11 protein-coding genes and 2 pseudogenes are annotated in these 12,235 nt (G+C 67.8%); 6 read left to right on the forward strand and 7 right to left on the reverse strand.

Translation table 11 applies throughout. The features are described 5' to 3' along the window. From JVH1_RS00005 to JVH1_RS00030, 6 genes and pseudogenes are all read right to left on the reverse strand, one after another. Positions 1–445 (reverse strand): annotated as a pseudogene (locus JVH1_RS00005) (hypothetical protein); the annotation flags it as partial. Between the two features lie 205 nt (positions 446–650). Next, positions 651–1,016 (reverse strand): type II toxin-antitoxin system HicB family antitoxin, encoded by a 366-nt coding sequence (locus JVH1_RS00010; protein WP_371112924.1) that lies wholly within the window; start codon positions 1,014–1,016, stop codon positions 651–653. A 478-nt stretch (positions 1,017–1,494) separates the two neighbouring features. After that, positions 1,495–1,851 (reverse strand): type II toxin-antitoxin system PemK/MazF family toxin, encoded by a 357-nt coding sequence (locus JVH1_RS00015; RefSeq protein ID WP_009472483.1) that lies wholly within the window; start codon positions 1,849–1,851, stop codon positions 1,495–1,497. After that, on the reverse strand, positions 1,848–2,063 hold the full coding sequence (locus JVH1_RS00020) for a ribbon-helix-helix domain-containing protein (RefSeq protein ID WP_009472484.1): 216 nt from the start codon (positions 2,061–2,063) through the stop codon (positions 1,848–1,850). Before JVH1_RS00020 ends, JVH1_RS00015 begins: the two co-directional genes overlap by 4 nt. A gap of 452 nt (positions 2,064–2,515) precedes the next feature. Next, a complete protein-coding gene (locus JVH1_RS00025; RefSeq protein ID WP_009472486.1) occupies positions 2,516–3,292 on the reverse strand; it encodes a VOC family protein in 777 nt (258 codons plus the stop codon). A 941-nt stretch (positions 3,293–4,233) separates the two neighbouring features. Further along, the gene (locus JVH1_RS00030) at positions 4,234–5,424 is read right to left on the reverse strand and encodes a Fic family protein (protein WP_009472489.1); all 1,191 of its coding nucleotides are present in this window, start codon (positions 5,422–5,424) and stop codon (positions 4,234–4,236) included. Positions 5,425–5,762: 338 nt separating this feature from the next. On the opposite strand from JVH1_RS00030, the gene JVH1_RS00035 reads away from it, so the two are divergent. The 5 genes and pseudogenes from JVH1_RS00035 to JVH1_RS00055 all read left to right on the forward strand — a co-directional run. Further along, a complete protein-coding gene (locus JVH1_RS00035) occupies positions 5,763–6,077 on the forward strand; it encodes a hypothetical protein (protein WP_043777267.1) in 315 nt (104 codons plus the stop codon). A gap of 149 nt (positions 6,078–6,226) precedes the next feature. Further along, a complete protein-coding gene (locus tag JVH1_RS00040) occupies positions 6,227–6,610 on the forward strand; it encodes a hypothetical protein (protein ID WP_009472492.1) in 384 nt (127 codons plus the stop codon). Between the two features lie 92 nt (positions 6,611–6,702). Further along, positions 6,703–6,957, forward strand: coding sequence for a hypothetical protein (locus tag JVH1_RS00045; protein ID WP_009472493.1), 255 nt, complete (start codon positions 6,703–6,705; stop codon positions 6,955–6,957). A 546-nt stretch (positions 6,958–7,503) separates the two neighbouring features. After that, on the forward strand, positions 7,504–8,154 hold the full coding sequence (locus JVH1_RS00050) for a hypothetical protein (RefSeq protein ID WP_009472495.1): 651 nt from the start codon (positions 7,504–7,506) through the stop codon (positions 8,152–8,154). A gap of 264 nt (positions 8,155–8,418) precedes the next feature. Next, a pseudogene (locus JVH1_RS00055) lies at positions 8,419–8,715 on the forward strand (hypothetical protein); the annotation flags it as partial. Positions 8,716–9,022: 307 nt separating this feature from the next. On the opposite strand, the gene JVH1_RS00060 reads toward JVH1_RS00055, so the two are convergent. Continuing rightward, entirely contained in the window at positions 9,023–9,478 is a 456-nt protein-coding gene (locus tag JVH1_RS00060; RefSeq protein ID WP_009472498.1) for an SDR family oxidoreductase, read from the reverse strand. Between the two features lie 297 nt (positions 9,479–9,775). Between JVH1_RS00060 and JVH1_RS00065 the strand changes: the two genes are divergently transcribed. Beyond that, positions 9,776–11,278, forward strand: a complete 1,503-nt coding sequence (locus JVH1_RS00065) for a wax ester/triacylglycerol synthase family O-acyltransferase (RefSeq protein WP_009472499.1) — start codon at positions 9,776–9,778, stop codon at positions 11,276–11,278. Positions 11,279–12,235 lie beyond the last annotated feature (957 nt).

A 12,235-nucleotide genomic window follows, 5' to 3' on the forward strand; every position in this document is an offset into this window, starting at 1 on the left:
CCGGATAGTGATAATCGGGGCGGCGCCCCAACGGCAAACCGAGCAACACCCCCTCGTCCCGCAACTTCTTCACCAGGGTCCGCGATTCCCCCGCCCGCGGGGCCAACACCCGGCCGGCCTCCCCGGCCTTGAGGGTGACCACCTGCTCGAGCAACGACTGCCGCCGCTCCGCCGCCGCCCCCACGAGGTCCCCGGCACGAGTCCCCACCGGGTCGGCGAACGCCTCATCGAGAATCAGCTTCGCGATCAGCGCCCACTCCTGCCGCGGCGCATTCCGGGTCACGTACTCCACGAACTCGCCCGCCACCTCCACACCACGGCCCCCACCAGCGCGGTAGGCGGCGGCACTCAACCGGTGACCACGCCCGGCAACCACCCGCGGCCCACCCCCGCTCTTCACGGCCGGCGCCTTGATCACCTTCCGCCGCGTTCGATTCTCCGGCATCCCACACCTCCGATACGTGAAGTACGTATCAATAATCGTACTCCACGTACATTCTGTCGGACAGGGCATCCTCGGTTCGAGGCCTTTCCCTCACACCCACCCCAGCAGGCTCGTGGGATACACGGAACTGAGAATGTGCACCATATGACCGCCGATGATGCGGTCGTCCTGCCCCGTCACGGGTGTCGGCGATATCCTCCCGGCCTCACCCCGGCGTTGCGTCGGCTCCGGCGGGGTCCGCCGCGGGAGCGGAGAGTTTCTGGTTGACCAGCAGATTCAGTGAGACACCCTGCTCCTCGGCCTCGACCGCCAGTGTGCGGTGCACCCGCGGAGAGGTCCGCACGGTGAAGGTGCCGCTGTAGGAGCGGTCCGCGATCGGCACCGGCGGGCGTTCCCCGGTGCTCGCCATGTCGTCGAGGATCTCTCGGACGACGGTGACGATGCCGTCGAGGGCCTCGTTCTGGGTGTCGGCGAGCCAGGACAGGGAGCGGAATTCGGCGACGGTGCCGACGAACTCGCCGTCCGGTTCCGACCAGGTCACCCGGTAGGTGTAATGCGCCGGGTCAGCCATTGTCCCGCCTCCTTCACGCCCTTGCCGTCGGCGGAGATGGCGTGGTCGACCCCGGGAGCACTCGGCCGTGCCACATTGTCTTGTCGGACACGCCCTGTGGACTGACAGGAATCCCCGCGGAGTTGCGCCTGCCCCGACCTACAGGATGGTATCACCGGCGATACCAATTTCGACGTGAGCAGCAGGTAAGTCGTGGGTCTCACCCTGGCGTTGGTGGTATCGCCACTGAGCCCCGGGATCTCCGACGCGATCGGCGTCCCTGGCGTCACGGCGCATCTCATGGTCCTTGCCCGCTTGTCACGGTCCTCCCAGACCGGGGCCCGGGCGAGAAGAGAGAGAAGCGTTGCGCTGCGCCTCTCGCGGACTTCTCCGAGTTCACCGTGGGCAGGACCGCGCGGCGGGATCGGAACGGCCGCCGCGAAAGTGCGACGGGTGCCCCACCTGATGAACCCGTCAGACCGACCGCAGGGGACGCGACTCAGTGCAGATCGAGATGCAGCCGCAGAGCTTCCTCGAGCGCGGCAAGCGTTCTCGTCGAAAGCTTCCCGACCGGGTCACCGTCGAGACGACGCACCGACACCGAACGAACCTGTTCCGCTCGAGCCTTCGACTCACGCGGCATACCCGATTCGTCGGGTTCGACGAGAACCTGAAACGCGAACACATGTGCGGTGTTACTCGTCAACGGCACCACAGTGACCACCCCCCGACCGAGCCGCTCCGCCGTCGCATTGGCGCGATCATTACTCACCACAACAGCGGGTCGACGCTTGGCCGCTTCACTGCCCTGCGCCGGATCAAGATCAACCCAGTGCACCTGACCCCGGCGGATCATTCGCCATCTGCCGACGTGACGTCCCAGTCGTCGTCGACAACACCACCCTCGACAAAAGCCGCCGCGTAATCGCGCTCGAGACCCACCTCCCCGAGCATCCGAACCGCGGCTCGAATCCCCGCCGACCGGCCACCCAGACCGTGGTCGCGGACGTACGCGTCGAGGACGCGAGCGTCCTCGTCGGGCAAACTGATCGTGAACCTCGTCGTCATACTGCAATCATACTCCAGTATGAACGGGCAGGAAAAGCCCGAAACCAACCGCCGGCATCTCAGGCGGCCCACCACGATGCGCGGATGCTGCGATGATGTCGAACCAGTCCTCGTGCAGCGAAAACTCACCGCAAGGAGGCCGATCCCACGCCCAGACAATCGCTCCACGAGTGAGAATTTCTCGTGAACGGCCGGCCGGCCGTTGACGCGCGTGTGCTGGCAGGCCCCCTACTTCGGGGACCGTCACCACCTCGACAGGGCGTCGGTGGTTGGTCGTGACAGGGGCAGCGCGGGCATCTCGGTCAGGGCGTTCATCGCACGACCGGGCTGATCGGGCCGCCGTCGTGGAGCAGCGCTGCCGCCTCGTCCGGGCACCCCGGCTGGCGGCCCGCGATCACCCTCGGCGCCACCTCGCACGCACCAGCTGTCGGCGGGTAGCCCGACGGGAGCGTCTACCCCTGTGCACCCGGCAGCGGGGAACCCACCGTGAACGTCGCACCGAACGGATCGGTGACATCCGCGGTCCGCCCGTACGGCATGTCCGTCGGATCGTCCACGGCGCCCCCGCTCGCCCGCGCGGCGGCGACGACCGCGTCGGTATCGACGACCTGGAAGAGCGTGCCCCAAGCGGACGCCGAGGCGGCCGGGTCGCCCACGATGCCACCGATCTCGTGCCCGTCCGGTCTGCGCAGAAAGGTGAAGTCCACGCCGGGCAGGTCGTCGTTCCCGTCCAGGGTGAAGTCGAACACCGCCGCGTAGAACTCCCGCGCCGGGCCGGGATCCGGGGTCACCAAGTCGTTGCGTAACAACGTGTTCGGCTCGTTCACGAGCTCGCAGCCGACGTGTGCCCGCCCCTGCCACAGGCCGAACTGCGCCCCGGACGGATCCCGCACCATCGCCATCCGACCCTGGTCGGCGATGTCCATCGGCTCCATCAGCAGTGCGCCGCCCGCGGCGGCGGACCGAGCGACCGTCGCATCGAGATCGTCGGTCGCCAGGTAGACGTTCCACCAGAACTCGGTGGCGTTCTCGTCGGGATTCGGCATCAGCGCGGCGACCTTGTTGCCGCCGAGCAGACACATCGTGTACCGCCCGTACTCCTCGGGACCGACGTCGAACTCCCAACCGAAGACCGACCCGTAGAAGGTCATCGCCCGGTCGAGATCCGGGATGCCCAGGTCGATCCAGGTGGGGGTGCCGAGTGGCTGATTCGTCGTGACCGCGCTCATCGCTGCCCCTCAACTGTCGGGTACCCACTCGACGCTAGCCCGCGCCACCGACATTCCACGGCAGAGCCACCGGGCTTCGCCGTCGCGCTCCGCGAACCGATGGCACCTCCCGTTCGGTCCGCGTTCCGCCACGAGCACACCACTGAATGGCACACTGCGCTCATGCCCGCCGCCGGCCCATTCGCGACCGCTGGGACGGACTCGAAGCCAGATCGCAGATCGCTGCTCGGCCACGGTCCCGCCACACCGGTCCGCGGGCGCCTACTGCTCGCCTTGATCGCCTCGGTCGCGGCCACGCCTCGACTGCGCGAGGACGCAGTCCGGTACTATCTCGCCGACGACTTCGCACTCTGGCTCGAACGCGGACCAGGCCGCCCACCCGGCCCCCGGTCGACGACGGCGCCTGAACACCGGACGCCGACGAGTACCCGGCACGGTCGCAGCAACACCGCCGCCGGTTGTCAGCACCCGGCCGGGTCGGCACCATCAGGTATCGCAGAATTCTATTGTTCCTCACCCGAACCCAGCGGACGCCGCGCGCACCTCGACACCACCGAACGCGTTCATGCTGCAGTGGCACCAACGACGGGCGTTCAGCGCCTCCGCCTTTCGTGTCCTGCCTATATCTTTCGTGTCCAGGATCACCCGCGCCGCCCTCGGTGGGGCTTGCCATCGCCGCCACGTCCGTGACCCGGCAGAGCGCCAGCCGACAGTGGCAGGTTCTGCGCTACCGTGTATTTCGTTGCTGCTGCGGAGCTCTCGCCGCCGGATCCCGACCCAGCAGGAGCAACGCATCACGCCCTCGCCGCCGGCGCTGCTCAGGCATCGACAGCCACCAACGATGATCCGGATCGGCCAACACCTCCGCCGGGGCCCTAACCGAGCAGCACCCGTCGCCGCGACGGGTGCCGAGGGCGCAGAGCGGCGGGCCCTGCGGAAGGCTACAGGTGCTCGGTGGTGCGCCTGCCGATGGTGGTGCTCAGGGCGTCGAGTTCGGCGAGCACACCGGTGGCGGCCCAGATCTGGTTGCGCTTGCTCTCGGACAGCACCTCGAGCACCCCGGCCGCGGTGAGCCGGCCGAGCGCGCGGTACGCGCTGGCGTCGGTGGTGCCGGTGATCTGCTGGGCGGTGTCGGCGCCGAAGATCGGCGTGCCGAGGAGGGCGTCGATGATCTTCTCGTCGGCGGAGTTGCTGCGCGGCCGCGCGATATCGCGCCAATAGCTGGGGAGTTCGGCCAGGGCGCGGGCAGAGTCCTGCGCGGCCTCGCTGGAGACGATCGCCGCGCGGGCGACGTACTCGACGAACCCGTCGGCATCACCCGCTCGGTAGCGGGTCAGGTGGTCGAAGTAGCGGCGGGTGTCGGCGAGCATCACCGACGCCAACGGGACGGTGACCCGGTGGGTCAGGCGGCGGCGGCGCAGGATCGCGCTGATCAGGGCGCGGCCGATGCGTCCGTTGCCGTCGGTGAACGGGTGGATGGACTCGAGCTGGGCGTGTGCGATCGCGGCCTGCGCGAGGATCGGCAGGTCGGTGCGGTTCGCGAACTCCAGCAGGTCCGCCATCAGCTCGTCGACCAGTTCCGGTGGCGGGGGCACGAACAGCGCGTCGATCGGGGTGTAGTCGCTGCCGCCGATCCAGTTCTGCACGTCGCGGAATCGGCCGGAGTCGCGGGCGGTGTAGTAGTCCGGTGCCATCAGCAACCGGTGCGCACCGAGTAGGGTGTCACCGGTGATCGGGCCGTCCCCGGCCGCGTCGACCATCGCGATCAGGGCCTTGACCGCGGCGAGCTGGGACTTGGCCTCCGCGCTGGACTTGCCACCGGCCAGCGCCTTGCCGAACGCGCGCCAGCCCGCGTCGATGTGCTCGATCTTCGACGACGCCACCGACTCGCTGCGCAGCAGGAAGTCCGACAGCGGCGCCAGGTGCTCGCCGAACCCTGCTTCGAGGCGGGCCACCGCGATGACCGCCTCCTCGTGCGCGCGGGCAACAACACCGACCAGATCGCAGTCGAGGGCGCCGATCATCGGCGGGATCATCACGTCGACGGTCTCCAGGGTGCGGTCCGCGCGCGAACCCTGCCGATGACGCGGGTTCCAGGGCCGAGTCTCGATACGATGCTCCGGCCAGATCACAGACCTTCTCCCCCTGGTTCGGTGCAAACGTAGACAACAGACATCTTAGCGTACTTTTACTACCTTAAACGTAGTCAATGACGTTGATTGGTATACGCACGGCGGCAGGACACCCACCCCCGCAGGTCGGCGCCTGATGTCGTCCACGCCCGGCAGATCACCGCCCGGTCGGGTGACACCGTCACTCGTCGAACCCGACCCCGCACCGTGCCCCGAGCCATGCCGGAACCTGACTTCGCCGCGACCGAAACAACCTGCCCGGATTTGCCGCTCGTTCGAGAAGCTGATGGCGTTCGGCCGCCGCGACGAATGGTCTGACCACACCATGTCCGCCCACAATGATTCGGCACATCCTTCCAAACCTTCTGCGGGACTTAACGGGCAAGCGGTCAGGCGACGACAGGTCTGACGACAACGCCGACGACAGCTCAACCCCTCGCGTCCCGGTCGCGGTGGTCGAGTCGTTGTTGGCCGCTCCCGATGCGCTGACACCCGCACAACCTGAAGAGCTTGTCGCGCAGGCGCGCCGCGTTCAGCGCGAATGGCAGATTCGGCTCCGCAACCTGGGCTACTTCATGGCCGACGACGGGGTGTTCTTCGGCTCGACCATCCTCGACACGGTGTGCAGCACACTCTTCTCAGCCGCACCCTGAACAGCCTCTACAGCGGGCCGATCACACCGTTTCCACAACCGCGGGGACGACCTCGACGGATTGCATACGGCTCTGGCCGCCGCGTTCAAGGAGGTCGAGATCACCGTCGCTGTGTTCGCCGCCCGCCGCCCGCGACGTCCCGGCAGCTGATGCGCCGCGCGGGACCGCTGGCCGCGGTAGTCATCGGGATCGCGGTCTATCTGGCCGCGTTCATCTCTCACCCCCCACAGGAGATTTGCCGCGGACACCACCGCTTCCCCGAGGACGTGCTCAACCAGTACGGACTCGTCATCGCCGAACAGCACTTCAGCCGAGCAAAGATGCCCACCGTGGCCGCGCACTGCACCCTCCACCTCGTCTCCGGCCCCCGAACCACCCCCACCGTCTTCGTGGTCGATTGGCACGCGACCGGACTGGCCCTCGCCGGTGTCGTCCTCGCCGCCGGCGGCGTCTGGCTCCGGTGGCGATCCCCGATCCGCAGCACGGACCGAACGAGTTGGGCCGGAGCGACCGCACCGCCGCGCTGCCTGTGATCCGCCGTTGCCGCCTGCCGACCGAGAGGAACCCCAGTGCCGACACCCGAACCTGACGACCAGACGACCAGACGATCGTCAGTCTGAACGCGGTGCGTCAGAGGACAACCGACGACCTACTGTCCGGGCACGTACCACTGACGTCGCTGCTGTACCGCCGACGCGACCGAATCGCCGCCGACCTACTCGTCTCCGACGTCCTCACCACATACATGCGCGGTCACGGGATCGGGCCGGCCGGGGTCATGGTCATGCTCGGCATCGCCGACGACGCCCGGGCCCGCGACCTGACCGCCGAACAGCGCGGGCAGATCACCGACGCGATCGCCGCGACGAGCGAGCGATAGGGGGCGTCTATCTCCGCTGTCCAGATGGCACTACTCGTCCGGGTCAGGACTCGACCGGGACCCACCGCTCCAGGCGGGCATGGCAGGGGAACTGCCCCGGGGAACGTCGCCGCGCATCGACTCGATCACCGTGTCCTCGCCGTCGACGCATGCGCGTGCGGATGGATCTGGCGGAGATCGTCGACCAGAGGCGCTCACCGAGCACTACGCCGCCGACTGCATGCCCTGCCCGCCACCGGAATCGCTCCACAGCTCCCCCCTCCGAAGCCGAGGTGTGCACGGGCAGAGTTGGCGGCAAGAGCGCTTCTGGTGTCGAGGACAGACATGCCCACCCTTCGTTGTTGCACCAAATTTGCACACCACTGTGGAAGTCCCGATCCGACAGCGAGCGCACCCCGGAAACTGTCAGCGTCCGATCCAGCACCCGTCGCCGAACCCGCAATCCGGTCCGGCGCGGCGTTCATTCCCGTCGCCTGCCGCCGCCGCACCATGGGCGAACTGGTAGACAGACCAGATGTGGTGGAACGCTCTGATCAGGAGGCCCCGATGCCACGACCATCATCATGGGTGAGGACGACGGCCTCCGCCCTCGGTGAGGAGCTGGCACGGATCGGTCTGACCGTCCCCGCCGACCGACTCGAGGACCTGCTCACCGACCGAGTCGCCGCCGTGGCAGAGCGGATGCACATCACCGAACGCACCGCCCGCCGGTACTTCGATCCTCACGCACTGCGCACCCTCGCCCGTGAACTGGCCCTGCGCATCAACGATGAGGCACCCGGCGCCGACCTGCTGACACTGCCCCGCACCATCGCCATGCCCCTGCCCACCCTCGGTGCGACAATCGCCGCCCTCGTCGAGGTCGCCGCCCTCGCCGGCGCCGACACCGGTCCCGACGAGCCGGCGACAGCGATGTCGATGATCTCCACCCTCGGCGTCCTGACCAGAGAACACGACGGTGACCTTCCCACTGTCTGGGTGCCGGAGCCGCTCGTCGTGCGAGCGGTGCGGCTCATCGAGAACACCGCCGACCTCGTGCACCACGGCTGCACACTCCCACCAGGCGTCGCCGAGGACGTACGCCCCCACCTGCGGAAGGCACTGAGCGACGACGCCGCCCGGCTACGGGCACTGACACCCGACACCGGCCGACGGACCGGCCCGGGCCTGTGGGCGGTTCCCGACGATCCCCGGTGAACACCGCGACTGCCCCGAAGGCATTCGTGACACAGAAACGCAGGAGAAACGAGATCTTCTGGGTAGTGGCTTCGGTGGCTTCGGTGTCTTCGGCCGGTTTGCTCACGGACAGGTTGAGCGTGGGCAGCCCGTACTCGTCGGTCGGTGTGGTCCCGGTGACCACACCGCCGCCCGTCGAAGTCAACGCTGCCGCCCGTGCCGATGGACGTCACCCATTCCGCGCCTTTCATTGTCGAGGTGTTGCGTCGACCGGTTGAACCTGGTCGGTTCCGTTCCGGAATGTTCGTAGAATTGTTGGCCTGCAATGGCTTACGAGTTTCTATGAGAAGGTTGGGGCATGGGTGACAATGCGGCGATGGAATCGTTCTTCGCGTTGCTGCAACGCAATGTCCTCGACCGTGGCCGCTGGAGCAGCCGTGAGGAACGACGGTTGGCGACCGTCGGGTGGATCGAGACGGCCTACCACGGCGGCGCCGGCAACGCGGTTTCGGTCGACTGAAGTGCTGCCACACAATCATCACCGGCAGCTGGAAAAGACCGCCAGCAGCGGCCCCGCGATGACGCCCAGTGAAATCCGCAGTCCTTTCCACCCATCATCCGCAACACGCCTCCCGATCACATCCGGGACCCGACATATTCCCAGATCAGAGCATTCGCCCGGGCCACGGCTCTATCCTGTCCATCCTGCGACACTCGCCGTCTCACGTCAGGACGAGGACCGACAGGCGTCCGCGCGGTGAGAGAGCGCGGTGACCTCGACCGTACGATTCGCGTCGTTGATCAGATACAGCCTTTGACTACTCGAGACCGCCGTCGCTCTGGAGAAGTTGGGCGTTGATCCCTCCGCCCTCCGCCGAGCAGAGGAACGTCACCAGATTCGCGCAAGTCCTGCGGCATACCGAGGCGTCCCAGAGATGTGCAGGTGATCATGTGCGCCTTCTGCTGTTCGGTTCATCCACCCGGTGTCGGTCGGTCCGGGATTGATCGCGTTACAGGTCACTCCCAGATCGGCAAGCTCACGGGCGGCGGCCAGCGTGATCCGGTCCATCGCCCCCTTGCTCGCCCCACAGGCCAGGTTGCCGACGGTGTGATCGCTGGTCAGGCTGACCACCCGCCCGGTACCGTGCTGACCGCGAAATCGCAGCCCGTACCCCCGGATCAGCAGCCACGACGCCCGCGTACTGACCGCGAAGTGCCGATCGAAGCTCTCCACCGTGGTGTCCAACCGGCCGGAATCGACCGACTCGCAATGGCAGAACACCAGCGCGGAGACGTTTCCCAGTTCGCGCTCGACGCTGTCGAAGAGCCGATGGGTCAATCCCACTTCTCTCACGCTCCCCCGGCGGAGGTTCTTTCCGTACTCGGCGCGATCGCCGAGTTCTCTGGTGTCCGGACACGCCGGGAGGTCCGCACGAACCCTCGCTGTTGCCCGCGTGCGGCCGCACCGGCGGCGCAATTCGAAACTCGGTGTGCGCCAATTCGAAATTGTCGAGCGAAGCTCAGCGCGGATTCGGTCAACGAATTGCGTGGGACACCACGGGGGCGCGCCGCGGCGTAGCGTTGGGGTGACGCCTTGTGGGCTCGCCCAGCACGTTGGCTCACCCAATCCAGGTAAAACCTTATGCACCAGCTCAGTTCACTCGATGCGCAGTTCCTCGACGCCGAGACATCCACCACCTGCACCCATGTCGGGATCCTGAGTGTCCTCGGCCCCACCACGCCGGGTGGCGGGCTCACGGTGCAGGCCCTCCGGGGGCTCGCCGATGGCCGATTACACCTGGTGGGGCCACTGCGGTGGCGGCTACAGCAGGTACCTCTCGGGCTCGACCGGCCCTACTGGGTGGACTCCGAGTTCCTCGACCTCGGCTATCACATCCGGGAGGTCACCCTGGCCGGTCCCGGCACCGACGAACAGCTCGCCGAGCAGATTTCCGGTCTCGCGGCACGTCCACTGAGCCGCGACCGGCCCCTGTGGGAGTGCTACCTGGTGAACGGGCTCACCGGTGGCCGGCAGGCGATCTACACCAAGGTGCACCCCGCGGTGATCGACGGCCTGACCGCGGCGCAGGCTCTCGCGGTGCTGATGGACACCACCCCGCAACCCCGCACGGTGCCGCACCGGCTCAGCGACGAGCAGTACCAGGCGGCCGGCGCCCTGGGGATGCTCGGCAACAGTGCCTGGCATCTGGCACTGTTGCCCGCGCGGCTGATGTGGTCCACACTCCGGCTGGCACCGCACCTGCCCGAGCTCGCCGACGCCCTCACCCACCCGGGCGCGGACCTGCTGGGCACACTCGCCCGGAGGCTGACCCCGCGCACATGGCGGCGGCCGGCCGACGAGGCGACGGCCGGGGCACCGGCACCACCCGACACCCCATTCCCCGGCCCCGACACCGCGCGCCGACGGTTCGCGTTCACCTCGCTACCGCTCGGCGAGGTCGATGCGGTCAGGACCGCGCTGGGGTGCACCGTCGACGACGTGGTGACGGCGCTGTGCACCACCATGCTGCGTCGCTGGCTCATCGACCACGATGCCCCGCCAAACACGGCGCTGGCCGCGGCCATGCCGATCGCGCGGCGCACCGACGCACAGTTCGCGGCCGCCGGCCATCGACTCTCCCTCCTGCCCATCGCCCTTCCGATCAACGAAGCCGACCCGGCCCGCCGCCTGCACAAGGTGCACACCTCGCTCACGGCGGCACCCCAACGTTTCCGCGCCGCCCCCGCCACCCTCGTCCGCGACGTCGGTGCCGCGCTGCCGCGAGCACTGCGCGGTCCGATCTCACGCACACCGCTGCGGGCACTGACCATGCCCACGCCACCGGTCAACCTGATCATCTCCCACGCCGCCGGCCCTGCTCGGCGGCTGTATGCCGCGGGCATCGAGGTAACCGGGAACTTCCCCGTCTCCGCCGTCAGCGACATGGCCGGCGGCATCACCATCGCCGCCATGTCCTACGGCCGGCACCTCGACGTCGGCATCATCACCTGCCGAAACCTCGTCCCCGATGTGTGGGACGTCACCGGCCAACTACACCAGGCCCTCTCCGAACTGACCGCGTGCACCCGCAACGTCCGATACCTGCGCCCCGCCCGTCCCCCGCACCGACCGATGTCGAGGTAACCGCGCTCTCGTCATCGGCACCACCATCTACCGACCCGAAAACGCAAATAGTCCCGGCTCTACCCGGAGGCGATTTTGCGTGGAGGCCGTCCTGTCGAGACGATCCTTGGGCAGGAAGGATTTTCGAGGTTGGCGCGGCGCTCCATTTCCGTCTACGAGGCCGACCGGCTTCAGCCGGGGCCGGCTACCGGAACGCCGCGTCGGCAGTTCCTCGAGGGGAACGGATCGTCGCCACTGAGCGAATCGGTGATCTCGCGATACGCCGGTGGTGGGGCGGCGGCGGCAAGTATGAGTTCGTCCGCGCAAAGGTGCCGGATGCGGCCGTTGGCGAAATGCACGGTCGAATCCGATACTGCCCCAAGGCTTCCATCAGCATGCGGATCAGGTCCAGATGGGAACCCTCCGACCGAAGGGGTCAGGCGGCCGGAGGATCCGGGCTCTCGCGCGGGTTTGCCGTCCGAGGCCACGCGGCAGCACGCGCATCGGATACCCCTATCCGACCGGTTCACTCCTCGAGCCGACAGGCGCATCGGTCCAGCGCACCGAGGGCGCCTGCCGATCGCATCGGTGACCAATGTCAGGGGCACGGGGATGGGTGCACGGCGACTCGCCGTGCACCTCACCTGTTCCCACGAGCAGCCTGCGGACGTTCGACGGTCACCGCAACGTCGACATGAACATCACGGGGCGCCTCCGGACGGAACTATCCCATCACTGAACATGGAATGCGCTGTGCCATAGCCAGATTGACCGGACAGGCGGTGAACGACACGATGCCGATGCTGTCGTCGACGCGTCGGACCATCCGGCGCATCCTGCCGCCGCACCCGATCGGGTATTCACCTCTGCCGGCCCGGGCACTGCGTTTCACCCGCAGCCTCGGTCGGCATCGGCACTTCGGCGACCCGGGACGGGACAACCCTTCGGTCTCAGAGGTAGAGGTCGAGAGGGACACCG

The sequence above is a fragment of the Rhodococcus sp. JVH1 genome (assembly GCF_000280725.2).
Taxonomy (GTDB): Bacteria; Actinomycetota; Actinomycetes; order Mycobacteriales; family Mycobacteriaceae; genus Rhodococcus_F; species Rhodococcus_F jostii_A.

Excerpts from the sequence above, each read along its gene's own strand:
- JVH1_RS00035 (WP_043777267.1), top strand. The coding sequence starts at position 5,763 with ATGATTCGGCACATCCTTCCAAACCTTCTGCGGGACTTAACGGGCAAG.
- JVH1_RS00050 (WP_009472495.1), top strand. The coding sequence starts at position 7,504 with ATGCCACGACCATCATCATGGGTGAGGACGACGGCCTCCGCCCTCGGT.
- JVH1_RS00025 (WP_009472486.1), bottom strand. The coding sequence starts at position 3,292 with ATGAGCGCGGTCACGACGAATCAGCCACTCGGCACCCCCACCTGGATC.
- JVH1_RS00040 (WP_009472492.1), top strand. The coding sequence starts at position 6,227 with ATGCGCCGCGCGGGACCGCTGGCCGCGGTAGTCATCGGGATCGCGGTC.
- JVH1_RS00015 (WP_009472483.1), bottom strand. The coding sequence starts at position 1,851 with ATGATCCGCCGGGGTCAGGTGCACTGGGTTGATCTTGATCCGGCGCAG.
- JVH1_RS00010 (WP_371112924.1), bottom strand. The coding sequence starts at position 1,016 with ATGGCTGACCCGGCGCATTACACCTACCGGGTGACCTGGTCGGAACCG.
- JVH1_RS00065 (WP_009472499.1), top strand. The coding sequence starts at position 9,776 with ATGCACCAGCTCAGTTCACTCGATGCGCAGTTCCTCGACGCCGAGACA.
- JVH1_RS00020 (WP_009472484.1), bottom strand. The coding sequence starts at position 2,063 with ATGACGACGAGGTTCACGATCAGTTTGCCCGACGAGGACGCTCGCGTC.